Genomic DNA, 26,638 nt, shown 5'->3' on the forward strand with positions numbered 1-26,638 from the left:
CGAAAACAAATTATAAATATATCTTTCAGCACATTCTTCTTTTCGGTAGAATAGAGTTATCCAATCTGTAATCTTTTTCCTTATTGATAATGGATTGGAAAAATGATTCGAAGGAGGAGAATGAATGAAATCGGCTGCTTGCAGGGAGAAGCGATTGGTGTACAGAAGGATGGGTTTGATGCTCGTATTCATCATGCTGGCAAGCGTTCTACTTGGGCCTGCCTCAACGGCTAGGGCTGCCGGGAAGACGATAACGTCCATGGATTACTTTTCATCTGCTGACGGACCTGTCATATCCAAATCTGGGGTTGGCAAGGCAAGTTTCGGGTTCGTGATGCCTAAGTTTAACGGGGGCTCTGCTGCATGGAGCGAAGTAAAGGGAGATTTAGGGATTAATGTCAAGGTAGGAAGCGAGTGGGTGGATATTGATCAGGCGCAAGGCTTTACGTACAACCAAAACTGGGGGCACTGGACTGACGCCGGCTTTCATGGATATTGGTTCACTCTCTCCACAACAACCGATGTTCAATTGTATTCCAAAGCGAATGGAATAAAGCTTGATTATCGACTGGTCTTTCAAAACATTAACGAAACGACGATCACAGGAATGAGCCCTACACAGGGGCCTGATATCATTGCCAGTAGCACCGGAGGCGCCGGTTTTACGTATCCCACCTTTAACAATAATCCATCAATTACCTATCAAGCCGTTGCTCAGGATCTCAAGGTGTATGTGAAACCTGTGCAAAGCAACACGTGGATTGATATTGACAATAACGCAGCCAGCGGCTGGATTTACGATCAGAACTTCGGCCAATTCACGGAGGGTGGAGGAGGATATTGGTTTAACGTAACCGAGTCTATTCACGTCAAGCTCCAGTCCAAAACATCGGCTGCGAATGTTATTTACACCATTACATTCAATGAACCTGTGCGTAATTCATTCGTAGTTACTCCGTATGAAGGGACAACTTTCACAGCGGATGGAAGCGGTTCCATAGGTATTCCACTGCCCAAGATTGGCGGGAGCGCACCTATTGCGAAGGAATTACAACATTTTGTGTACCAAATTCATATCAATGGTCAGTGGGTAGACTTAAGTAATAGTGGTCTAAGTAAATTCACGTATTCCGCCAATGGCTACAATCCGATTTCCGATGCCAATCAGTGGGGATACTGGGCCGATCATATCTACGGTTTGTGGTTCCGACCTATTCAGGAAAATATGCAAATTCGAATCGGCTATCCGCTTAATGGGCAACCCGGTGGAAACGTGGGTAGTAACTATGTGAACTATACACTTATTGGAAACCCGGATGCCCCACGTCCCGATGGTTCGGACCAAGAAGACATCTCCATCGGTACACCGAACAATCCGGCGATTGAAGGCATGAATCTGATTTGGCAGGATGAGTTCAGTGGTTCTGCGCTGGATACAAGCAAATGGAATATAGAAACAGGGTATTATCTCAATGATGATCCGGGAACCTGGGGTTGGGGCAATGCGGAGCTGCAGCATTACACTACCAGTACGGAAAATATTTATGTTCAGGACGGAAAATTAAATATCCGTGCAACACATAGTAACCAATCCTTCCCTCAAGACCCGAATCGTTTTGCGAAATATGCCTCCGGTAAAGTGAATACCAAAGACAAGTTATCCTTGAAGTACGGACGTGTCGATTTCCGTGCCAAGTTGCCTACAGGGGATGGCGTCTGGCCTGCACTCTGGATGCTGCCGCAAGATTCGGTATATGGCACATGGGCTGCATCAGGCGAAATTGACGTGATGGAGGCAAGAGGTCGTCTGCCTGGAACAACCAGTGGCACGATTCACTTTGGCGGGCAATGGCCTGCCAATCAGTATGCAGGTGGAGAGTATCACTTCCCGGCAGGACAAACGATTGCTAACGATTATCACGTATATTCTGTAGTTTGGGAACCGGACAACATCAAGTGGTACGTAGACGGTAAATTCTTCTATAAAGTTACCAATCAGCAGTGGTCGTCTGCAGCTGCACCCAACAACCCTCATGCTCCGTTTGATGAACCGTTCTATTTAATCATGAACTTGGCCATTGGCGGTAATTTCGATGGTGGTCGCATTCCCGATGCTTCGGATATTCCTGCAACCATGCAGGTGGATTATGTTCGGGTATATAAACAGCAATAATGGTTAATGTAGTTCGCTAAGTTAATTTAGCGAAAGCGAAATCCATGGATGCAGCATGATCATTAACGTTTTGCCAGGGGTGAACTTCGGTTCACCTCTTTTTCTGCACACGTAGAGGTAAGGGCCAGCACGTAATCAAAAACGTAGATGTCGAATAGTTGAGTTTTGCCTTTGCGCGAGTACATCAAATCCTAAACATGTTGCAAACTGTAGCAATTTATGTTGCAATAAGATGAAACTTTCTGTTTACAAAGAAGAAGGAACGTGAGGTACTCGCATATGATTGCAAAAACGGAAGAGGATTTTAATGGTTTAAAAGAAATTGGCAGGATTGTTGCTTTTATCCGGGATACGTTGGTTGAACGGACCGCCCCCGGTGTAACGACCAAAGAACTCGATGATTTGGCTGGGGAGCTGTTTGAGAAAGAGGGCGCTATTTCCGCACCCAAAAGTGAATATGATTTTCCTGGGTTTACATGCATTAGCGTCAATGAAGAAGTTGCTCACGGGATTCCAGGGGATCGGGTAATCAAAGAAGGCGATATCGTCAACATTGATGTTTCCGGCTCCAAAAATGAATATTTCGCAGACACAGGCATTTCTTTTGTTGTTGGCCAGGGAGATGAAGTGTTAACAAAAATTTGTGAGGTAGCGAAACTCGCTTTCGAAGCAGGTCTGAAAAAAGCAAATCCTGGTTCCAAAAAGAGCGGTATTGGCAAAGCCGTTTTCCTGACCGCACGCCAGCATGGGTTAACCGTTATACGCAACCTCACTGGACATGGAGTGGGTCGGGCTATTCATGAAGCGCCGGATCATATCTATAATTACAATGACACGTCAGATGATGAGTTGTTGAAAGAAGGTATGGTTATTGCGTTTGAACCCTTTATTTCCACATCTGAAGAAGAGGTGTATCAAAAAGGGGACGGATGGACGTTTGCTACCAAAAACAGTTATGTAGCACAGATTGAACATACAATTATTCTGTCCAAAAAAGGGCCAATCATTATTACCTTGTAGCTGTAGAGGGCAATAATGGTTTTGTGAGGTCATACTTAAAAGCCGATTCCAGATGTAGATGTGGAATCGGCTTTTAGCGTTAGTGAGTAACTTTTTCAACAAGAGGTCTGTTCTGCAAATAAAGATCCGTATCTGGGCTGGAACCATGCACAATTTTGTCCGTTACAATTTTCGCCAACACACCGTTATACACGGTTCCATTATCGCCATAAGCCATAATGACATAACAATGCGGATATGACTCGTATTGACCGATTACCGGCAAGCCGTCATGTGTTCCCCCGTAAAAAGCGCCCAGATAATACTCAGGTTCCACCTGAATATTCGGAAAAAGCTTGTTAAACTCGTGGATGAGTTTATCCTTACTCGCCAATATCTTGGAGTCCCTTGTTTCGGCGTAAGCCGTATCCTTATCCATGCCACCGATAATAATGCGATCATCCGGGGTCGTCCGCATATAAACATATGGACGTGCCGTCTCCCAAATCAACGTGCGTTTGTACCAGTTTTCCAAATCAGAAAGCGGCTTGGTAATAACAGCGTAGGAGCTGGACAGTGTGGCATTTTTCTCCACTTTAAAGTCTTTGTCTTCATATCCAGCCGCGATAATCACATGTTTCGCACGAATCTCGTAGCGTTCTTTGGTATAGAAAACAGCCGAATCATTCTCAAAGCGTTTACCTGAAATCTCGGTTTCCTCGTAAATGCGTACACCTTCTGATTTTGCTTTTTCCAGCAGTCCATAGACGAATTTTAACGGGTTCATCTCGGCATCATCACGATAATAAAGCGCAGCTGATTTAGAGAAAGGATATACGCTTGATATACGCTGCTCATCCCAAAAATCCACGTTGAATCCATGCTTTTTAAGAAGCGCATATTCTTCTTGCAATGCTGGGATATCTTCCTGGTAACTCGCGTAATACAAGCTATCACGCCTTATAAAATCAGGCTTAATCGGAAGCTCGCCGCTGATCTGCTCAATATAATTGATGGATTGCTCGCACAATTTCAGATGACGGGCGGCTGCTTCTTCACCGAATGTATTCTTCAAAGATACAAAGCTCTTTTCCCCCGCATATTGAATCAACGCAGTATTGGTGCTTGTGCTGCCTTCTCCAACCTTTCGCTTGTCCACGACAACGACGGATAATCCTTTATCAGCTAAAAAATGAGCACACTGTGCACCCGAACTCCCCGCACCGATGATCAGAACATCACAAGTAACGTTTTCCTCAAGCTTCGGGTAAGAAGGCGGGTTTGTTACCGTGGTTGGCCAATACAATTTGCCGCTCTGCAGATCCATATCGAATCTCTCCTTAGATGTATTCGATACGTAGTATAAGCACTTTGAGTGAAGTCAATGCAGAGCATACGTTTCCTATGAAGAAGCAAATGGCGAGAATACCGAACAGGAAGCGACTTTAGAAAGGCCTTCTTATCAGCATGATCAACGATGAAGGCCCCTTAATAAACATATTTGTTTACAAAGTGGCTTGCTTATCCTATATTAAAGATACATCTGCAGGTGTATTTTACTAATATTTCAATATTTTATGGAGGTGTCCGTGACAAACGAGAAGCCCATCGGCATCTTTCATCGACGTTACAGCGCAATGACCATTGGTATTATGTTGGTATTAACCACTTCGGCATTCGAAGGGCTAGCGATCACAACTATTGCTGCCAAAATAGCTCAAGACATGCAGGGAATTCATCTATATGGCTGGATTTTTAGCGCGTTTTTGTTATCTCAGCTTGTAGGAACACTGGTTATGGGCCAGCAAGTGGACAGGCGGGGTGTATTCACTTCCATTCTTATATCTTTTGCTATTTTTGTAATGGGGACAATGATTGCCGCTACATCCATGAACATGTACATGCTCATTGGAGGAAGAGTCTTTCAAGGATTTGGAGCTGGCGCTTTAATTACTTGTGTCTATGTGTGTGTAACATTATACTACCCGGAAAATCTCCGAACTCAGATTTTGGCAGCTTTTTCGATGGCATTTGTTCTTCCTTCATTAATCGGGCCTTATTTTGCTGGACTTCTTGCTTCTTATCTGTCTTGGCGGTTTGTTTTCTGGATCGTTATCCCTGTGATTGTACTTGCTCTTCTGCTTACATATCGCTCGTTTCGTGATCTGCAGCGCAGTCAGCACATTATAGAAGAAGCACGAGCGGTTGACTCAAGAACAGGTCAGGCCATTTTATTAGCTATTGGAACGGGATTGTTACTGACAGGTCTTGGCATCATTACAAGCTGGCAGGGCATAGCTCTTTCGATTAGTGGATTCATAATCATGATACCGTTCATGCACAAATTATTGCCTCAAGGAACATTTCTAATCCAATCCGGTTTACCGGCAACCTTGGTAACAAGAGGATTGTATGTGTCTTGTTACTTTGCAACCGAGAGTTTTGTTATTTTGGGTTTGACTGAGATGAAGGGATTATCGGCAGACACTGCCGGATTGCTTGTCGCAGCAGGCTCATTAAGCTGGTCTGGAGCGGCATGGTTGCAAGCCAGATTGGATGTAAGAGACCAGGGTGATGGGCGAAAGCAGAGAGTGATGTATGGAATTGGCATTATGATCATCGGAGTTACGCTCGTCATTCTGGCTTTATTTTTGACGGATATCGGAATTGCGCTTATTCTCCTCTCACAGGTTATTATTGGTTTTGGTGTGGGGCTGGCTAACCCGACTACCGCAGTCCTTGCTTTACAGTACGCTGAGCTTGGACAGGAAGGAAAGATGTCTGCCAACCTTCAGTTTGTCGATTCTTTTTATGTCGCTGTAAGCATTGGTGTAAGCGGTTCATTGGTTGCTTTAGCCAAAACGACGGGATGGGGTATATCAACAGGGATTCTGATGGTACTGACGCTTCAACTTCTATTGGTTATACTGAGCTTTTTCTCATCGTTGCGAATTAAAACCCGTACATCCCAAACACATCAGCCCGCTGGGCAAAAAATAGATACACTTCCGATGTAAACAAACAACCGGTTAGACCAGATACGGATCGGAGGCACATATTACAGGAGGTGCGCACGATGGCGCGTGTATTGGTTGTTATTACTCCGGCTGAAGGCCATGTGAACCCATCCCTTGGGTTACTTACGGAGCTAGTCAAACTTGGAGAAGATGTTGTTTATGTCTGTGTAGAGGAATATCGTTCTCGGATTGAGCAAACGGGAGCTAAGGTCATGACCTATCCTTTTGCGGAGGATGCGTTCTCACATGAACCTGCACTCAAGCCTTTGGCGTATCGGCATCCCTACCAATTCATACACATGGTTACTTGCGGTATCATTCCCAAAATGATTCCTGAGGTGCTTCGTTTGATAGAGCATGAAACGTTTGACTATCTGATCTATGATTCACTGATGGGGTGGGGAGGCCAAATTCTCGCTGAGAAATTAGGGATTCCATCCGTATGTACGATAGCTTCTTTTGCTTCCGTTGAGCCAACAAGCATAGAGAATGGAGAGGATATCGATACACATGAACTATATGAAGCGATTATGAACACGGCAAAAGAAATAGCAACAACGTATAAGGTCAGCCTGCCTGCCGTGGAGGAGATGATGGCACATAAAGCTCAATTAAATATTGTTTACACCAGCCGTTATTTTCAGCCACGGGCTGAAGAATTACAAGATCGTTTTCTATTCACGGGTTCATCGATTATTCCGCGGGAAGATGCTCCCGAATTCCCGTTTCATCTTCTTCGTGAACGGCATGCGAAGACGGTATACATTTCAATGGGAACCATACTGAATAAAAATCTGGAGTTTTACAAACTGTGCTTTGATGCATTAAAAGATCAGGCTGTAAATGTTGTTTTATCTTCGGGGAAATACACCGATATTGCTTCCATTGAAGAAATGGTTCCCGACAACTTTATCGTGAAGCCTTATGTTGCTCAGATTGAAATTTTGCAGCATGCAGACGTTTTTGTTACTCACGCAGGCATGAATAGTGTAAGCGAGGCATTATATTTCGATGTTCCACTTGTCATGATTCCCATGACCTCGGATCAACCATTTGTAGCGGGTCGCGTAAAAGAACTTGGAGCCGGGATTGTATTAGATCAACATCACCTGAACGCAATCCAATTACAGGAGGCCATCATGGAAACACTTCACAATCCCATCTATAAAGAGCAGGCACATCTCATCGGCAAATCTTTAAAAGAAGCTGGGGGCTGCACCTTTGCGGCGACGGCGATAATGCAACAATTTGCCAAAGTATAACTGCAATTCACCTCTTATTCTCATATAACAGGGAATAAAATGAATGTTAAATACAACAACCCCCTCACTTCATTTCTTTCGAAAGAAGAGAGGGGGCGCTTTAGAAAAGTACTTATACTGCTAACCATTGGATATCAGGACAGAGTGCCAAATCGTTTACTTGCCCTTTTTCAAAATATCAAAAATGATTTTGGCATTATCCGTGTTATCAATTAAGCCGGAGAAGCGCTGACTTCCCGGGCCGTAGGCATACACAGGTACATCTTCACCCGTATGTCCACCTGTCGTCCAACCTGTGAATGAACGGTTATCAATAATAGCTTCGATCGCATTATCAATTTTGGTCACATCCGCACTTAGAGCAGCATCTTTCACGGATTGAATTTCCTCAGCTGTCAGCTCAAGTTTAAGATATTTTTTCAAAGTTTCATCAACGGAAGCCCCTTTGGCAATTTGAGCAGCCATGAAATCAGGAGTACGCAGTGCAGCTTTAATGGGGTCTACGAAGAAATTGTATTCTCCATCTTTACCAAGAGTAAGACCGCCTGTGGAGTGGTCAGCAGTAGCAATAACAAGAGTTTGTCCATCTTTTTTCGCAAAATCAATTGCAGCCTTGAAGGCTTTAGCGAAATCTTCCATCTCACTCATAGCACCCACAATATCATTATCGTGTCCTGCCCAGTCAATCTGACTTCCTTCAACCATGAGGAAAAATCCTTTTTTGTTCGTTTTAAGACGATCAATAGCCGAATTCGTCATCTCAGCGAGTGAAGGCGTCGCACTTGTGCGATCAATAAATTTGTCCAATCCGCCATCTGCAAACAGGCCAAGAACTTGTTTGTTTTTGTTCGCAAGCAGGGATGTACGGTCGGTCACATAACTATAACCTGCTTTTTGAAACTCTTTCGTGAGGTCACGGTCTTTACGTATAAAATTGGTTTTGCCTCCGCCCAGAAGCACATCGACTTTGTGTTTTCCGTTAATTAACTCGTCGTAGTAGTCGTTCGCGATGGCATCCATGTTTTTGCGGCTGATATCATGGGCTCCAAATGCCGCCGGAGTAGCATGGGTAATCTCAGAAGTAGCGACCAAACCTGTGGATTTACCGATCTGTTTGGCTTGCTCCAAAACGGTTTTGACATTCTTTTGATTCGTGTCCACTGCAATGGCTGCGTTATACGTTTTCACACCTGACGACATGGCGGTTGCCGCAGAAGCGGAATCCGTAACGTTTTGATTATCGTCGTCGGGATAGGTCATTTGAGCACCTACCAGATAAGGATCGAACACCGTTTTTTCCATTACCTTCGTTTTAGGGTTATCTTTCATGTAACGATATGCGGATGTATACGATGTTCCCATACCATCTCCAATAAGAAAGATGATATTTTTGATTGGTTTTTTCTCAGTACTTGCACCGGCAGATTTAGCAATAGTTGCTTGTCCAGGGGAAAGAAGAGTGGAGGCTGATACAGCCAACGTCAGAGCTAATGCAGGCAATGCTTTTTTAGACAATTTCACAATGATTCCTCCTCGATATCTCTTTAACATGAATGCATGAAGCTTTGTTCATTTGTTCATCCTTAAGAAGATTATCATTCATTTGTAAATCAAATCCATCACAATTGTACGGTGATTGTAAAATAATCAGTTCAACTGAAAAGTAAGCTTAAACCCTTAAAAACGAATGAAATCTATTTCATCAAATTAAATAGTTCGTAAATAATGTGAACAAAGCTCGAATTCCATTGACATCCCGTGTTATTTTTAATAAAATTCGAAATGCACCTCAGATTAAAAACAAAATTCTTTTTTTGATCTTCACATTCGGAGCTGTTCAGATCCTAATAACGAATATAGGAGCGTAAGAATTCCAATCCTATAGGCAATTAGGATTTTTTGTTTTTAACTGTGCTGTAGAATCTAAGAAAACAAAATGAAAGTTGGAGGCTGGCTTGACGATGGACAACTGGTTCAAACTGAAAGAAAGAGGCACCACCGTTTCAACCGAAATTATTGCTGGTATTACTACATTTTTCACGATGGTATACATAGTGATTGTGAATCCCGGAATTCTGAGCGGGACTGGAATGAGCTTTAACGGGGTATTCATTGCTACGATTCTGGCGAGTATTGTGGCAACGCTGATTATGGGCTTGTGGTCCAATTATCCGATTGTTATCGCACCAGGCATGGGATTAAATGCGTTTTTCGCGTTTAGCGTGGTCCAGGGGTATGGCGTAACTTGGCAAACAGCACTTGGCGCTGTATTCATTGCGGGTATTTTGTTTATTATTCTATCGCTAACTTCGTTCCGTTACATGCTGCTGGATGCGATTCCTGCAAGTCTCAAACACGCCATAACGGCAGGGATTGGATTATTTATTACTACGGTAGGATTGCAGAACGCAGGTATTATTGCCAATTCGGAATCCAATCTGATTACACTCGGAGATTTGTCACAACCGATGACGTATCTTACGATTATTGGTCTAATTATCACCGTTACGTTGATGGCTTACAATGTCAGAGGATATCTTTTTATAGGTATGGTTATTACAGCGATCATAGCCTGGTTCATGGGACTCTTCCAGATGCCTGCATCCATTGTAGCTATGCCGTCAGGACTTGGGGAAACGGCGTTCCATATGGATTTGGCAGGCGTCTTCTCGAATGGACTGTACACGATCATTTTCACCTTCTTGTTGATCACGTTGTTCGATACGACAGGTACGATGCTTGGTGTGGCAGAACAAGCCGGATTACTGAAAGACGGAAAATTCCCGCGCTCCCGTGGTGCATTGCTCGCTGATGCTGTCGGTACAACGACGGGTGCTATGCTTGGAACGAGTCCAACCTCGGCTTATATTGAATCCAGTACGGGTGTAGCCGCAGGAGGAAGAACGGGACTGACTGCAGTGACGGTAAGTATCCTGCTCGCCGTAACCTTATTTTTTAGTCCAATTGTAAGTGTCATTTCGAGCATCCCGGCAATTACATCCCCGGCGCTCATTATTGTAGGTTTCTTCATGATTAGTGTCATTAGCAAAATGAACTGGAGTGATCTGGAAGAAGCCTTTCCCGCATTCCTCATCATTATCCTGATGCCGCTGACGCACAGTATTGCAACCGGAATCGGAATTGGTTTCATTTTCTACCCTGTGCTCAAGCTACTTCGTGGTAAAGGTAAAGATGTTCATCCGATTTTTTATATTTTTGCAATTCTATTCTTCATTCAACTTGTATTCCTCGACCACTAGGAATGTTCTGAAGATGGCAAAGAGAGCTGCTTGTATATAAGCAACTCTCTTTTTTTATATACTTGAATTGCTTTACACAAGGACTCCGAAGACAGAATAACCTTCCAATCGATGTTATCCCCAGATTTTCTTGATTCCCTTTTCGAAAGGGAAAAATCCGGTGATAAAGGCGAGCGCTCCGCTTTTCCAGGTTTTTTCTGTCCTCTCCGTTTCTGTGTAAATAATCATTCATTATATATCGCTTTATTGGTAACTTATATATGCCAGTTCATATTCCGTTCATATTGGCGTCACGCTCTCGACATCTTGCCTGATTATACTGTACCTAAGTCATCAAGACAGTTAAACCGACTAAGGACAGGAGAAGATGAGAGTGGAAGAGAGCGTAGAAATGAAACAAACAGAGAAAAAGCGCGGAAAAAAGCGTAAGTTATTTCTAAAAATATTCGGGGGAATCCTCGCAGCGCTCGTATTATTCATGGGCATCGTATTTGTGATAAATGTGATTAGCAATGGAATGGAAAAGAAAAAGATAGAATCCTATGGGCAGTATGTACAAGTGGATGGTAAAAATATGAACGTCTCCATTCAAGGCAACGGAGAACAGACCATTGTGTTGCTTCCAGGGCAAGGAACCCCTTCACCCGTGTTAGATTTTAAGCTTTTGATTGATCAGTTAACGTCAGATTATAAAGTGGTAACGATTGAACCATTTGGCTATGGATTAAGTGATCTTACAGACAAAGAGCGTACCTCTGAAAATATCGTCAGTGAAATTCATGAGGCTGTGGAGCAGCTTGGTCTGAAGCGTTATATTCTCATGGGACATTCCATTACAGGACTATACGGCGTGTCTTATGTGAAAAATTATCCCGACGAAGTGATGGCCTTCATTGGTATAGACAGCAGTGTTCCTAATCAGCCTGGCATGGATGTTAAACTACCTCTGAAATCGATGCAGTTCCTTCAAGCCTCAGGGCTGATGCGATTCCTCAAAAATGTGAGTGCAGATCCGTACAAATCTATGGACTACGATGACCATACCATAGAGCAGATGAACCTGATCTCGAATCAGGTGTCAAGCAATTCGACTTTAATGAATGAGTTAAAAAATCTGGGTTCTAACTTCAAAAATGCAGAGAAACTGACCTATCCTCGCCATTTGCCGATCTTGCTTTTCGTTCAGTCCAATAATACGGCGAATCCCAATTGGATACCGCTACACGAGGAGCAAATCAAACAATCCGATCAGGGCAAAATGATCCCGATGGAAGGCTCGCACTATCTGCATCATACGAAGTATAAAGAGATTGCTGCAGAATTCAAAGCTTATATGAAGAGTGTTCAATTAAAATAAAGTAATCAAATAAAGCTAAGGAAAAGGAAAAGAAGTACTTATATTCCAACAATTTGTTTAAAAAGCGGTGCCAAACCTGGTGCCGTTTTTTGGTTGCCACACAGTTTACATTTTTGTTCAACTGATCATGAGCGAATAAGTTGAAACGTCACAAAAATCCCTTTCTCATTCCAAATGGGATTTTAAGGATTATTTGTCATTCGTTTAAGCTTTTCCACTCCATTTTTATTAAATATATATCTTCCCTTTGCATTGAAAGTTATAATGATTTCTGAGCAAGTAAAATTAGAGTTTGTCCAAAAATCAAGTGCATTCGGAGGTAACGATCAGCATGAATATTCAGTTTGGCACTCCAGCCACCTATTGGGTTGAAGCACTGCCTATCGGTAACGGCAAGTTGGGCGGAATGGTCTTTGGCGGTATCGAAAAAGAACGCATTGCATTGAACGAAGACACGTTGTGGTCAGGCTACGCACAGGATTGGAATAACCCGGAGGCTCGTGAAGTATTGCCTCAAATCAGGGAATTGATCGCCCGTAAACAGTATGTAGAAGCGGATCAACTTAGCAAAAAAATGATGGGGCCTTTTACACAATCGTACCTGCCGTTTGGTGATTTGGAACTTGTGATGGAACACGGGCAATTATGTGAACGAAAAACCTATCAGCGCAAGCTGGATTTATCTACAGGCGTTGTAAGCGTTTCCTATGAAATTGGTGGAGTACGATATGACAGGGAGGTATTTGCTTCCCATCCCGATCAAGGTATCGTCATTCGTTTGACCGCAAGCAAAGAAGGAAAACTTAACTTCCATACCAGACTGAGCAGTCCGCTGAGGCACGAAACTTCTGCTGCGAACGCTCAATATGAATTGTCCGGAACTGCTCCGGAGTATGTGTCACCCAACTATCACGATGTTGAAATTCCTGTTCGTTACGGAGATGCAGCAACTAGCCGTGCGATGGCTTTCCATGGCAGACTTGCAGTAACTCATGCTGGAGGCACATTGCATTCAAGCGGCGGTGGACTGCAAATCGTCGGTGCAACGGAAGCGGTCATTTACTTTTCAGGTGCTACCAGTTATGTGTCCTCTAATCAAAAAAGTGACAGCGTAACCTCCCCGAAAGAGAAGACTGCGGACGTTATTAAGCAGATTATGGCTCGTAATTATACAGAATTGCTTCAACGTCATGTACAGGACCATCAGTCGCTGTTTAATCGCGTGCAATTGCACTTAGGTGAAAGTGTTGCTCCGCAGGACATGCCTACAGACGAGCGCATCGAAAAATATGGCAGCAGTGATCCGGGGCTAGTCGAGTTGTTGTTCAACTACGGCCGTTATTTGATGATCGCCAGCTCCAGACCAGGAACGTTGCCTGCAAACTTGCAAGGAATATGGAATCAGGAGACACGTGCGCCTTGGAGCAGCAATTATACACTGAATATTAATGCAGAAATGAACTATTGGCCTGCGGAGACGTGTAACATGGCCGAATTGCATGAACCGTTACTTGATTTTATTGGAAAACTTGCGGAAAACGGACGGAAAACAGCTGAAGTAAACTATGGTGCCCGAGGCTGGGTAGCCCATCACAATGCGGATATCTGGGGACAAACAGCCCCTGTAGGGGATTATGGTGCCGGTGATCCGTCATGGGCTTTGTGGATGATGGGCGGCGTATGGCTGACGCAGCATCTGTGGGAGCACTATGCTTTCTCAGAAGATAAAGAGTTTTTGCAGGAAACCGGTTACCCGCTCATGAAGGATGCCGCTTTGTTCTGTCTGGACTGGCTCATTGAGAATAAAGAAGGACATTTGATCACATCACCATCAACCTCACCAGAGATGAAATTTGTCATTAACGGAGAGCATACCGCGGTTAGTGAAGCAACTACAATGGACCTTACACTCATTGCCGAGCTGTTCGATAACTGCATTCAAGCAGCTGAAGTGTTGCAAACGGATGCGGAATTCGTGAATCTCCTGCGAGAGAAAAAAGGACGACTTCTGCCATTGCAGATTGATGCTCAAGGTCGCCTTCAGGAATGGAGCGAGGATTTCACGGAAGAAGATCCGCAGCACCGCCACGTATCCCACTTGGTTGGTGTATTCCCGGGACGACTGATTACACAGAAAAAATCACCTGACTTGATGAAAGCTGCCCGCACTTCACTGGAAATTCGGGGGGACGGTGGTACAGGCTGGAGTCTTGGATGGAAAATCGGTTTATGGGCTCGCTTTGGAGAGGGGAACCGTGCTGAACAGCTCATCTCCAATTTGTTAACACTCGTTAAAGCTTATGAGCCAAGCAAACATGAGCAGGGCGGCGTGTACGCAAACCTGTTTGATGCTCATCCACCGTTCCAGATCGATGGAAACTTTGCGGCAACCGCAGGTATTGCCGAGATGCTGCTGCAATCGCACCAGGGATATCTCGAATTCCTGCCAGCCTTGCCGGAACGCTGGTCTACAGGTTCGGTTAAGGGGTTAAGAGCAAGAGGCGGATTTGAAGTTAGCCTTCGCTGGGAGAATGGCAAGCTGATCGAAGCAGAAGTCCTCTCGCATACGGGCAACACATGTTATTTGCAGGCTGAGCCTGGCTTGAAAGTCTACCAAGGGGATACGGTTGTACAAACCGTTCAGGAAAAAGACGATCAAGTTAGTCTGCCAACGCAAAAAGGACAAACATATACCATTTCATTTGAATAAAATAAACTTGAATCTCAATGTCGCTCGAGTGAATAACTCATATTTAATAAATAAATTCACCTACGGAGCAGCATAAGCTCAAGAGATCAAACCGCTGATCAATGAAGATCAGCGGTTTTCTTTTATACATACTTGAAAAGTTAAGTATTGTATTGAAAACGGTTTTATGCTATTTTGAATCTATAAAAACGTTTTAATAGCAAAGGAACCTGCATGTATGGGAAAAATCACAATCAAAGATGTTGCAAGGGAAGCCGGTGTCTCGATCTCCACGGTTTCGAATGCCTTAAATGGTGTCGATGTGCTGAATCCGGAAACGAAATCCCACGTACTCAAAGTGGCGGAACGTTTAAACTACATTCCTAATCTGAATGGGAAACTGTTAAAATCGGGGCAAACCAAGATGCTTGGTTTTTTCACGACGAGTGTGTCGGGGCCGTATTTTTACAAGTTAGTTGAGGCCATGTCTCGTGAGTGTGACCGTCTCGGTTACGGACTTAATGTATTTGTGACCAAGGATAAACATGTCATTATGAGTAATATTCTTGGCAGGCGGGTAGATGGAGTAATCATCTACGAAGAGCTTCGGATTGATGAACAGGATATTCTGTCGATGGAAAAAGACAAGATTAAAGCGGTTTTCCTGGATCGTGTGTACGAGAGCGAACGAATGGGAAGTGTCATCTTCGACTCTTACGTAGCCAGCTATGAAGCAACCAAATACCTGATCGGGCTGGGTCATCAGAAAATTGCCTATATCTCCGGTGTAGATGAGATGTTTGACAGCGTGCAGCGTAGGGAGGGGTACCTGGCAGCCCTTCGAGAATACGAGCTCCCAGTCGATGAGGACTACATTATTCAAGGGTATTTTGAAGAAGAGGCCTCTTACAGTGCCATCAAATCCTTCATTCATAAGCATCCAGGCAAGTTGCCCGATGCCTTTCTCGCCGGCAATGACCTGAGTGCCATCGGATGCATACAGGCATTGAAATCTCATGGTTATGAGGTTCCGAGTGACATGAGCGTAGTCGGATTCGATGATATCGATATCGCTCCGTATTATTCTCCACCACTAACGACCGTTCGGAATCAAATTGCAAGACAAGGCATTCTAGCTGTGACTCAATTGGTCAATATGATCAAAGGACAGGAACAAGGAATAGCGCAAAAGCTGTCAGGAGAACTTATTGTACGAGGCTCAAGCCATGTGAGAATCAACCGAAGAGATGGCCGCTAATAAAGGGAGAGAGACTCTTCGGGTACATTTTCATTCATATTACGGGGAAGGGAGTTTTTTTAGATAAAATAAAAACGTTTTTATAAAACGGAATAAATGCATCTATCGACACATACAGAGGGGAGCAACGAAGGATGAGTCACTTGACGACTACAGCAGACAGGCAACAGCAACCTCTTAAACCCGGTGGCAAAAAGGATTTCAAGCAACGCTTCAATACGTTCTGGGTCGATTTCGCCAGACAATGGGAGATCCAGTCCATGGTTCTACCCGGCATTCTATTCATGATTGTTTTCTGTTACATACCCATCTACGGATTAACGATTGCGTTCAAAAATTATACCGTCATTGATACACTGTCCAGTGCCCCTTGGGTGGGGCTGGATAACTTCAGAATCATCATGTCAGACAAATACTTCTGGGATGCTGTTGTGAATACGCTTGGCATTAGCTTTCTGAAACTCGGGATTGGATTTGTCATTCCGATTATTCTGGCCATTATGATTTACGAGCTGAACAGCGGACGATTCAAGAAATTCGTGCAAACGGTTTCATACTTACCTCACTTTCTCTCATGGATCGTGCTGGGCGGTATGCTTATCACCTGGTTCTCCACAACAGGCTTGTTCAATGAACTACTGCTCGGTCTTGGCGTCATATCACAGCCTCAGAACATATTGCTGGACGCAGGCAAGTACTGGTGGATCGCCACATTATCGGATATCTGGAAGGAAGCTGGCTGGGGCACCATTTTGTATCTCGCCATCATGTCCAAGATCGATCCTACCTATTACGAGGCCGCCAAAATCGATGGAGCCAGCCGAATGCGTCAGATCTGGAACATCACCTTGCCTAACATGAAGTCCATTATCAGCTTGAATCTGATCCTGACGGTCAGCGGATTGCTGGGTTCAAATCTGGACCAAACGCTGGTACTCATGAACTCACAGAACCGCGAAAAGGCCGAAGTCATTAATTCCTATGTCTATCGTATGGGGATGTCTCAGGGTGACTTCTCGTATGCAACTGCTGTGGGGCTAGGTGTTTCCATTATTTCTGTAATACTTCTCGTGACTGCAAACAAAATCACAAGCAAGCTCAATGACAACCAGTCTGTGCTGTAGAAGGAGGTTTCCTCATGAATGGAAAAGCGGCCAAAGAAGATCTGGACAGCCGAATTTTTGATACGCTCAATATTATTTTTCTAATGATTTGTACCATCGTCATTATTGTTCCACTCTGGAATGTCATCATCTCATCTTTTAGTTCAGGCAAAGCACTGGCAGAAGGTGGATTCATCTTCTGGTCACCCGAATTCTCGCTGGAAAATTACCGAGCGGTGTTTAATGATTCAAACATCTGGCAGGCGTTCTTCATCTCTGTGTCCAAAACCATAATCGGTGTTGTGACACATGTATTCTTCTGCGCCATGGTCGGATACGCACTCAGCAAGAAGTACCTGAGAGGACGCAAATTGTATGTAGCCATGGGTGTAATTACAATGTTTTTCTCCGGCGGCATGATTCCAACCTTTTTGCTTATCAAGGCACTAGGTCTCCTGAACAGCTTCTGGGTATATATTATTCCGGCTTTGTTCAGCTTCTTCGATGTCGTCATCCTGATGAATTTCTTCCGTAATGTACCGGATTCACTGGAAGAATCGGCGAAGATGGATGGGGCCGGAGACTGGCATATCTTTCTCAAAATCTTTATCCCGCTATCCATGCCGGCAATGGCAACCATCGCTTTGTTTAATGGGGTAGGACAGTGGAACGACTTTATGACAACCAAACTGTATATCACAGACCAATCGCTGTACCCGTTACAGATGATGTTATATGAAATAATTGTGCAATCCCAGACACAGTCCATGCAGAACGTTGGAGGGTCTGTCGTGATTGAAACAACAACCAAAGGCGTGCAGCTTGCCACCATCGTCATTACTACATTGCCAATTGTACTGATCTATCCTTTGTTGCAACGATATTTCATTTCAGGCATGATGCTTGGAGCTGTTAAGGAATAAAACAATAGATTTACATCAACGATTTATATTCGAATACGAGGGGGACAACACATGTTTACTATTCACCGGGTACTGGGCAAAAGAGGGGTTAAAGGATGTGCAGCATTACTTGCAACTGCGTTAATGATCACGGGATGTAGCAGTAGTTCCGATGGATCGAGTGAAGCAAACTGGGTATCCATTGAGAATCGCTATACGGTTGATCCGGAGAAACCAGCATGGCAGCTCGATAAAAAGGAAGAAGTGACCGATCTGACCTGGTACGTCAATGCCGACTGGTGGAATACCGATTTTGGCAAAGATATCGTCACTAAAAAGATTAAGGAAGACTTGAACATTAACATCAAATTCATCACAGGCGATGATACCAAATTAAATACCTTTTTCGCTGGCGGAGATATGCCTGACCTGCTGACGGTGTTCGATTCCAATTCACAAGTCGTGAGCAAAGCATCAACCTGGGCCATACCTCTGAATGATTTGGCTGAGAAATACGATCCGTATTTCAACAAGGTCGCGGCTGCGGACACGCTAAAGTGGTTCCAGCAAGCGGATGGCAAGACCTACGGTTATCCGAATTATTCCAACACACAAGCAGATTATGATAGCGGTAACATTCCGGCCAAGACCGCCTTTATCATCCGCAAGGATGTATATGAAGCATTAGGCAGTCCAGTCATGGGAACACCGGAACAATTCCAGAATGCGATGAAACAGATCAAAGAAAAGTTCCCATCGCTCATTCCGTTTGGCTTCAACGCTATCGGTGGAGGCACAGGTTCACTTGGCGATGCGTTACAGGATTTTATCGGCGTACCCCTGGAGACAGAAAACGGAGAGTTCTATGACCGCAATCTGGACGAAGATTACCTGACTTGGCTAAAAACATTAAACGCCGTGTATAGAGACGGCAATATTAGTGATGACAGTTTTGCGGATGACGGTACAGCCTTTGAAGAAAAGGTGAAATCCGGTAAATACGCGGCGATGCTGCTCGACGGAACACCTCAACAGGGCGGAAATCTTCAGATTTACATGAGTGATAACGAAGGCAAGGAGTACATCGCCATTGATGGGCCGCAAAGTACCAAGGGCAACGCACCAACACTGAATCAATCCGGTATTACAGGCTGGATGATTAATTTCATCTCCAAGGATGCCAAAGACCCGGCTAAAGCAATGCAGATTTTCACGTATTTGCTGAGTGAAGAAGGCCAAATGCTGATGAACTATGGCGTTGAAGGAGAGACATTTAAGAAAAAAGCTGACGGTACAGTGGAATTACTTCCGGCAGTGAAGGACATGCAATTGCATAATGCGGATCAATTCAAGAAGGACTATCGCCTGGGTGAATTTATGTTCTTCGGTCATGACCGTCATAAGGCGCTGAGTGCCGATGCCTTTCCCGAGGCCATTAAACAAATGCAAGCATGGGGCAAAGGCAAACTGGCACCTCATTTTATTCTGGAAAATATCAATCCAAACCTTGGCACGCCGGAAGCTCGCGCCTTGTCCGCCATTAACACCAAATGGAACTCAACTCTCGTAAGCATGCTGCGTTCGAAGGATGACGCCTCGTTTGACAATGCTCTGGCCGCATATCAATCGTTCCTGGAGGAAAACCGCTGGCCCGACATTGTGAAAATCCGCAGCGAGAAGATGAAGCAAAATAAAGAGAAATTAGGCATGCAATAATGAGGAGGCATCGCAATGACAACATTTAAAATGTTCAAAACTACGGGGGAAAATGACCTGTTTCGTCTCGTTCCCCCCGAGGAATACAATCCGATCAAGTCCATGGACGCTGATTCGATGGCCGTAACCGTTCAACTGGATGATCGTCAAACGTACCAGGAGATGGACGGATTCGGAGCATCATTTACCGATGCAGCGGCATATCTGATGAATCAAAAGATAACGGACGAACAACGGGCGGAAGTAATGACACGGCTGTTCCATCCGACAGAAGGGATCGGCTTGTCGGTGATCCGCAACCCGATGGGCGCTTCGGATTATGCCCGCACGGTATACAGTTATAACGATCTGCCCGACCATCAGACAGACCCGGAATTAACCACATTCAGCATTGCACATGATGAAGCGGATATTATTCCGTTAACCCGGCAGGCGCTTGCACTGAATCCCGATCTGAAGCTGTTCGCTTCACCGTGGAGCGCACCCGGCTGGATGAAAACAAGCGGTTCCATGATTACAGGCCAGCTCAAACCTGAGTGGTATTCCGCATATGCAGCGTATTTTGTAAAATATATTCAGTCATATGCAGCTCATGGTCTGCCGATCTATGCAATCACCCCGCAGAATGAGGCTTTATATGAGCCAGGACATTATCCGGGTATGCTGATGCCCGCTGAGGCGCAAGCAGATTTCATTGTCCATCATCTCAAGCCAGCTTTTGTACGCAACAATCTTGACACCAAAATCTTCTGTTATGATCACAACTGGGATCGTCCGGATTACCCACTGACCGTTCTGGAGCAGGCAGGAGAAGCGGTAGATGGAGTGGCATGGCATTGGTACGGGGGAGACGCGTCAGCCCAATCCCAAGTATACGAAGCTTTTGCGGGAAAAGAAGTGCATTTCACCGAAGGTTCTGGAGGAGAGTGGATTCCGCCTTTTGAACAAGCATTCTCCAATGTGATTCGAACGGGCATTCAGATTTTGCGAAACTATAGCAAGTCACTCGTTCTATGGAATATGGCACTGGATGAACATAATGGCCCTACGGTGCCGGGTTTTGGTCAGAGCACGTGCCGTGGAATTGTGCAGATTAACCAGCAGACGGGAGAGCTTGTCTACACGCTGGATTATTACGCGCTAGCTCATTTCAGCGCTTTGATCCGACCTAAAGCGGTTCAAATCCAATCGGTGTCCAGCGACGCTTCTATATGCACAGTAGCTTTTCGCAACATGGACGGAAGCACGGCATTAGTACTGTTTAACGATGAGGAAGAAGGTAAACAGGTTAAGATTGAAATGCAAGATCAAGAGAGCCTGGTTGTATACATGGAATCCAAATGTGCTATATCTATATTAGTATCGAACGATTAAAGGGCAGAAGCTCGGCTATGACCTAATGTTGTAGAAATGAAAACACCTGCCTCAGCATGTATTCATGTAATCTCGACATTCCTAGAGAGCAATAATGCGTACCATGCAGACCGCCAACTTTGGCGGTCTTTTATCTGTTATCTAATTTGAAGTTGAAGTTTATTTTGATCATTTTCTAACCTTTTAAGGGGATTTCATGCATGCAGTCCGAATAAAGTACAAGATAGAATACACCTGCCTCTAAATCTTTAGGGGCAGATCGTGTATAAATAATCAACTTTGGAGGACTTCCATGTATAAACTGATGATTGTTGAGGATGAACTGCTGATGCGGGTTGGCATCCGTTCCATGCTGAATTGGGAAGATTATGGCTTCTGTGTGACGGCTGAGGCCAGTAATGGAAAAGAAGCATTGGAGCTTGCACTAGAAAAGATGCCAGATTTGATCATTACAGACATCAGAATGCCCGTAATGGATGGATTAGCGTTAATTAAACAGTTATCCCACTCGTTAAAAAGCTGTAAATTCGTCATTCTGAGCAATTTCGATGAATTAGATTATGTGAAAAATGCTTTAAAGTTTGGTGCCACCGATTACTTGATTAAAAGCGAAGTTAATGAGCAGTCGCTCATCCAGCTTTTGACGAATATACGAGAGAAGTTGCAAAGTGAACAGCATCAATTAAACACCTTCCCCTATGTATCCTCCGATTATTCCAAGAGTATTCGTTATTTGAAGGATAGTTTTTTCGAAGATATTGTAAGCGGATTCACCCATGGAAATGAATTGCTTACCAAAGCAGAAGAACTCCATTTTCGTATCCAGTCAGACCAGCTGGTCGTCATCAAATTCATCGTTAATCATTATGAGAAGGTCAAATGCAAGTATATTGAAAAAGGGGAAAAGTTGCTCCGCTTCTCGATACTCAACATTATGGAAGAGGTCATTCCATCCCGGTGGGCAAAGGAGATTTTTGTGGAAAGCTCGTCTGAATACTGGGTAGTGGTTAACGTACGATCTGACCAGGATGCACATGCCGACCTGAACAAACTTATTCGTAAAGTGCTCATTTCTCTTAAGGATTTTATGAATCTTTCACTTACGGCAGGAGTAAGTTCGATTTGTTTCGGTTTTGTGTCGTTGCGGAAGGCTTGTCAGGAGGCAGAATTCGCGCTTAAGGAACGTTTTTTTACTGGTGAAAGCCAGATCCTGCATGTTGAGGAGGTACGTAAATCCCCGGGCAGGGAAGACGTTGAACATCTGCTGAGTCCTCAGCAAGAACAACATTTCATGAAAATTTGTATGAGCAAAGATAAGGAGAAAGTCCGGCACTTCCTTGAAGAAATCTGCATTCGCCTGAAGACCGTAAGAGCGGACGAGAACAGTATCCGCAAACAGTACATTACGCTGCTCGAAACGATGCACGCCCATTTGCTGAACAGCACATCACGCAGCAAGCTCTCAGTAACTGACAAATCCCCCTATAAGACTGTCCTGAACGGGGAGCGTTGGGAGGATATCCATCAGAATGTGCTGACTTATATCACGACGACATTTAGCGCCAGCTCCCAGGTCACACACGAACTCAAATACACAGACCTCGCTATAGACATCATCAACCGTTATTATGCAGAGGATCTTTCACTGCAAAGTGTAGCCAGTCAGATCAACGTGAATCCGTCCTATTTAAGTCGTTTGTTCAAGCAGGAAAAGCAGGAAAATTTCATCTCGTATCTGACCCGGGTTCGTATTGATCATGCGAAGGCTTATCTGCTCAGCAAAGAGCTGAAAATATATGAAATTGCAGATAAAGTCGGGTATCACAACTACACGTATTTCAGTAAGATTTTCAAAAAGAACACAGGGCTTACGCCAGAGGAATATCGGGAACAGCAGCATGTGCATGCCATTCGGAAATAGAGGTGTGATGGATGAAATATAAGCGGCCTTTCCAGATTAAATACAAGATTATGGTGATTTGCATGATTGTCATTATTTTTCCTGTGTTCGTGATGACCATTAATTCGTACTATTCTTCCGAGCGTTTATTATCACAGAATTACAATACACTACTCAGTGATTTGACCAAACAGACGAACATTCGCATCGACGAGTTTTTGAAAGAAATCGAAAAAATCACCCTGCTCGCCAGCAACGGACTCAGTGACAGTTTATCCGCTACCCATGAAGGCAGTTTTCCGATCCAGGATTTCCTGCGTGTAAGTAATGAAGAAACCGAAATCGCGGCATATAACATATTAATGAATTACATCATGATGAAGGATCGTGTATTTTCCATTTATCTCTACAATATGAACGGGGGGCAAGACCTGTTTGTAAGTCCACATCAACCGATTGACAAGGCCTTCAATGTGAGAAATGAGCTGTGGTTCAAGAAGTTTATGCATGAGGACGAGCGTACGATCACGTTAACAACCCGGGTTGACAAGCAACTCGAAAATAAAGTACTGGCCGTGTCCCATGCACGAAAAATTCATGATGTAACCAACGGCAAATTACTGGGTGTGATGGTCGTTAGCATCGATATTAAATTTATCGAAATCGTCAATCGTAACTTGCAGGAAGGACTTCGATCCAGATTCATGATCATTGATGAGGACGAAAAAATCGTTTACAACGTCAACGACCAGTTAATCGGCACCTTGTTTCGGGATAACGTTCGTCCATCCGAGGCAACCAATGTCGTGGTAAAGAGTCCGCTTAGTCAGCAGAAATGGACTACATATGTCTACATGCCGCTGGAAGAGCTAACTGCCGATGGTAGAATACTAGGTAAAAACCTCGTAACGCTAGCGATCGTCATGTCACTGTTTGCTGCTGTCATCTCTATATTCCTGTCCCATGTCATTACGCGTCCCATCAAAAAGCTGTTGAACAATATCCGGCTCGTCGAAAAGGGGCAGTTTGAACAGGTGCAGGATATCCGATCCCGGGATGAGATTGGTCATTTATCCACCAGATTCAACCGAATGTCCCATGAATTGAAACGAATGGTGGAACGCATGCAGCAGGAAGAGATCGAGAAGGCCGCCGCCGAGATGCGTGCACTGCATGATCAGATTAACCCACACTTTCTGTATAATACTTTAGGTTCCGTGAAATGGATCGCTTCCATGCAACAAGCCGACAAAATTGTAGAAATGACCGATGCACTGATCTCTATGCTCCGATATGCCACCAAGTCTGATGGAAGTCTCGTGATGATTCGTGAAGAATTGAATCACATTGCACATTACGTGACCATCCAAAATGTCCGATATTACGGCAGTATTCATATGAAATATGAGATAGATGAGAAACTGATACATTATGCGATGCCTAAAATGATCCTGCAACCCATCGTCGAGAACGCCTTCTTTCACGGTCTGGCCGAGATTGAAGAGGATGGGGTGATCACGATTCGAATCGGGCCTCGGGAGGAAAATATCTGCATTGAAGTTTGTGATAATGGAACCGGCATGGATCAGAGTACGGTACGAAGCTTGATGGAGGAAAAGCATGAAACAGGAAATGGAGGCCGTGGGATAGGCCTCTATAATGTACAACGGCGTATTCAACTTCACTTCGGCGAGCCGTATGGGATACAGGTGAAAAGTGAAATCGGCAAAGGGACAACGTTTGCGATTCTGCTTCCGGCGATCTCCTGTTTGCCAGATAACAAGTGAATGTGGGTTAGACAGACGCATATGAAGTCGCCCTTTATGTCACTTTAACCTTTAACACTGCCGAGTACCAATCCTTTAGTAAAATACTTTTGCAAGAACGGATAGATCAGCAGAATCGGTATCGCACCAAGGAACATCTGAGCTGCACGACCTGTTCTGGCATTCATCATGGATAGAAGTTGCGTGTAATCCGATCCGGATTTCAGCATCATCTGCTCAAAGCTTTGAAGCAGCGTCTGCAAATAGCTCTGTAACGGATAGTTGGCTGGATTGTTCATATAGATAATGCCGTCAAACCAGGAGTTCCAGTGACCCACAATGCTGAACAATCCTACCGTGGCGAGCGCAGGTTTGAGAAGTGGCAGCATGATGCGAATCAACACCTGTAGAGGGCCTGCGCCGTCAATGATGGCTGATTCTTCGATCTCCTCCGGCAAACCTCGAATAAAGTTCATGAGAATGATCATGCTGAACACGGGAAGCGCTCCTGGCAAAATCAGAGACCAGATGGAATCAATCAGTCCCATTTTCACCACAACCAGATACGTCGGGATCAAGCCGCCGCTAAACAGCATCGTAACGATAAAAAATCCCATGTAAACGTTGCGCCCCATCACTTTCTGTTTGGTCTTAGATAAAGGGTAGGCTGTGAGCACAATCAACACCAGATTCACAAGTGTACCCAGAACCGTTCGCTGGACGGCAACCCATAGCGAGGAATAAAAAGAGCCACCAGAAAGAGCAAACTCATACGCTTTGGTAGTAAACTCGACAGGCCAGAAGGTAACACTACCAGCCGATACCGCCGAACTGCTGCTGAAGGACACGGCGAGCAAATTCACAAATGGCAACACACAGAGTAGCGAGATGGTTAGCAGGATGGTGTAATTTATAATCAGAAACACGCGTCTGCTTATACTTTTATCATAGATCATGCGAATATGCCCTCCTTAGAAGATACGGTAACCCGCCACGCGGTAAGCCAGAATGTATGAGACAGCGACTAGAATGCAGGAGATTACGGATTTGAATAATCCAACGGCGGTCGCAATCGAATATTGGGCCTGCTGTATCCCCAGACGGTACACATAAGTATCGATAATATCACCAGTCTGATAAACGACGGGAGAGTAGAGATTGTAAATCTGGTCGAAACCGGCATTTAGCACATTGCCAAGGGATAGCACAGACATCAGAACAATCGTTGGCATCAGTAGCGGTAGGGTGATATAGAGCGTTTGCTTCCAACGCTTTGCTCCATCGATCACTGCGGCTTCATACAATCCGGGGTCAATGCTGGTTAAAGCCGCCAGATAAACGACCGTTCCGAAACCGAAGCCCTTCCAGATGTCACTCACGATCATCGTCCATGGGAAGATGGAAGGGGTACCGAGAAAAGAGATCGGTTTGACGCCGAACAAACTCAGAAACGTATTCACAATGCCATCCGCACTCAGAATATCCAGCATGATGCCCGCCATAATGACCCAAGATAAGAAATTCGGTATATATACGAGGGTCTGGAACGTGCGTTTAATCCCGTTGTGCAGGACTTCGTTCAGCAATAGTGCGAAAACAACCGGCACGACAATGCCGCCAATCATTTTAAATATGGACATGTAGAGGGTATTCCAGATCGTTCTCACGAAGTTAGGCTGATTGAATACATGCGTGAAGTTGTCCCATCCGACCCACGGTGAACTAAAGCCGAGACCGGGGTTATATTTTTGAAACGCAATAATGAGTCCATAGAACGGGATGTAGCTAAAAATAAACACCAGCACAACGCTGGGGATCAACATGAGGTGGTAAGGACTTTGCTGCTTCCATTTTTTAAGCAT

The 26,638-nt window shown here is 44.5% G+C and carries 18 protein-coding genes; 14 read left to right on the forward strand and 4 right to left on the reverse strand.

Annotated elements, in window-relative coordinates:
- Positions 1–169: 169 nt before the first annotated feature.
- On the forward strand, positions 170–2,173 hold the full coding sequence (locus FS818_RS07190) for a glycoside hydrolase family 16 protein (RefSeq protein ID WP_397351763.1): 2,004 nt from the start codon (positions 170–172) through the stop codon (positions 2,171–2,173).
- Between the two features lie 279 nt (positions 2,174–2,452).
- Positions 2,453–3,193 (forward strand): type I methionyl aminopeptidase, encoded by a 741-nt coding sequence (map, locus tag FS818_RS07195; RefSeq protein WP_145330918.1) that lies wholly within the window; start codon positions 2,453–2,455, stop codon positions 3,191–3,193.
- A 79-nt stretch (positions 3,194–3,272) separates the two neighbouring features.
- Here map and FS818_RS07200 read toward each other — a convergent pair whose 3' ends face one another.
- A complete protein-coding gene (locus FS818_RS07200) occupies positions 3,273–4,499 on the reverse strand; it encodes an NAD(P)/FAD-dependent oxidoreductase (RefSeq protein WP_145330919.1) in 1,227 nt (408 codons plus the stop codon).
- A gap of 325 nt (positions 4,500–4,824) precedes the next feature.
- Between FS818_RS07200 and FS818_RS07205 the strand changes: the two genes are divergently transcribed.
- Both FS818_RS07205 and FS818_RS07210 read left to right on the forward strand, forming a co-directional pair.
- Positions 4,825–6,189, forward strand: coding sequence for an MFS transporter (locus tag FS818_RS07205; protein WP_145332795.1), 1,365 nt, complete (start codon positions 4,825–4,827; stop codon positions 6,187–6,189).
- 59 nt (positions 6,190–6,248) lie between these two features.
- Positions 6,249–7,451 carry a macrolide family glycosyltransferase gene (locus tag FS818_RS07210; protein ID WP_145330921.1) on the forward strand — a complete coding sequence of 401 codons (1,203 nt, stop codon included), beginning with the start codon at positions 6,249–6,251 and terminating at the stop codon, positions 7,449–7,451.
- A gap of 156 nt (positions 7,452–7,607) precedes the next feature.
- Here FS818_RS07210 and FS818_RS07215 read toward each other — a convergent pair whose 3' ends face one another.
- Positions 7,608–8,975, reverse strand: coding sequence for an alkaline phosphatase (locus FS818_RS07215; protein WP_145332796.1), 1,368 nt, complete (start codon positions 8,973–8,975; stop codon positions 7,608–7,610).
- Between the two features lie 437 nt (positions 8,976–9,412).
- Between FS818_RS07215 and FS818_RS07220 the strand changes: the two genes are divergently transcribed.
- The 10 genes from FS818_RS07220 (at position 9,413) to FS818_RS07265 (ending at position 24,797) form a co-directional block, all read left to right on the forward strand.
- On the forward strand, positions 9,413–10,711 hold the full coding sequence (locus tag FS818_RS07220; RefSeq protein ID WP_145330923.1) for an NCS2 family permease: 1,299 nt from the start codon (positions 9,413–9,415) through the stop codon (positions 10,709–10,711).
- 391 nt (positions 10,712–11,102) lie between these two features.
- Positions 11,103–12,068 carry an alpha/beta fold hydrolase gene (locus FS818_RS07225; protein ID WP_145332797.1) on the forward strand — a complete coding sequence of 322 codons (966 nt, stop codon included), beginning with the start codon at positions 11,103–11,105 and terminating at the stop codon, positions 12,066–12,068.
- A 331-nt stretch (positions 12,069–12,399) separates the two neighbouring features.
- Positions 12,400–14,778, forward strand: a complete 2,379-nt coding sequence (locus FS818_RS07230) for a glycoside hydrolase family 95 protein (RefSeq protein WP_186375427.1) — start codon at positions 12,400–12,402, stop codon at positions 14,776–14,778.
- A gap of 217 nt (positions 14,779–14,995) precedes the next feature.
- Positions 14,996–16,015 carry a LacI family DNA-binding transcriptional regulator gene (locus FS818_RS07235; RefSeq protein ID WP_145330927.1) on the forward strand — a complete coding sequence of 340 codons (1,020 nt, stop codon included), beginning with the start codon at positions 14,996–14,998 and terminating at the stop codon, positions 16,013–16,015.
- A 134-nt stretch (positions 16,016–16,149) separates the two neighbouring features.
- Positions 16,150–17,139 carry an ABC transporter permease gene (locus FS818_RS07240; protein WP_397351723.1) on the forward strand — a complete coding sequence of 330 codons (990 nt, stop codon included), beginning with the start codon at positions 16,150–16,152 and terminating at the stop codon, positions 17,137–17,139.
- Positions 17,140–17,153: 14 nt separating this feature from the next.
- Positions 17,154–18,041, forward strand: a complete 888-nt coding sequence (locus tag FS818_RS07245; RefSeq protein WP_145330929.1) for a carbohydrate ABC transporter permease — start codon at positions 17,154–17,156, stop codon at positions 18,039–18,041.
- A gap of 51 nt (positions 18,042–18,092) precedes the next feature.
- Positions 18,093–19,736 carry a type 2 periplasmic-binding domain-containing protein gene (locus tag FS818_RS07250; RefSeq protein ID WP_145330931.1) on the forward strand — a complete coding sequence of 548 codons (1,644 nt, stop codon included), beginning with the start codon at positions 18,093–18,095 and terminating at the stop codon, positions 19,734–19,736.
- A 15-nt stretch (positions 19,737–19,751) separates the two neighbouring features.
- Positions 19,752–21,110 carry a glycoside hydrolase family 30 protein gene (locus FS818_RS07255; RefSeq protein ID WP_145330933.1) on the forward strand — a complete coding sequence of 453 codons (1,359 nt, stop codon included), beginning with the start codon at positions 19,752–19,754 and terminating at the stop codon, positions 21,108–21,110.
- Positions 21,111–21,402: 292 nt separating this feature from the next.
- A complete protein-coding gene (locus FS818_RS07260; RefSeq protein ID WP_145330935.1) occupies positions 21,403–23,031 on the forward strand; it encodes a response regulator in 1,629 nt (542 codons plus the stop codon).
- Between the two features lie 11 nt (positions 23,032–23,042).
- Entirely contained in the window at positions 23,043–24,797 is a 1,755-nt protein-coding gene (locus FS818_RS07265; protein WP_145330937.1) for a cache domain-containing sensor histidine kinase, read from the forward strand.
- A gap of 44 nt (positions 24,798–24,841) precedes the next feature.
- Here the strand turns inward: FS818_RS07265 and FS818_RS07270 are convergent, their stop codons facing one another.
- Together FS818_RS07270 and FS818_RS07275 are read right to left on the reverse strand one after the other, a co-directional pair.
- On the reverse strand, positions 24,842–25,732 hold the full coding sequence (locus FS818_RS07270; protein WP_145330939.1) for a carbohydrate ABC transporter permease: 891 nt from the start codon (positions 25,730–25,732) through the stop codon (positions 24,842–24,844).
- 15 nt (positions 25,733–25,747) lie between these two features.
- Entirely contained in the window at positions 25,748–26,638 is an 891-nt protein-coding gene (locus FS818_RS07275) for an ABC transporter permease (RefSeq protein ID WP_145330941.1), read from the reverse strand.

The organism is Paenibacillus xylanexedens (assembly GCF_007680605.1).
Taxonomy (GTDB): domain Bacteria; phylum Bacillota; class Bacilli; order Paenibacillales; family Paenibacillaceae; genus Paenibacillus; species Paenibacillus xylanexedens_B.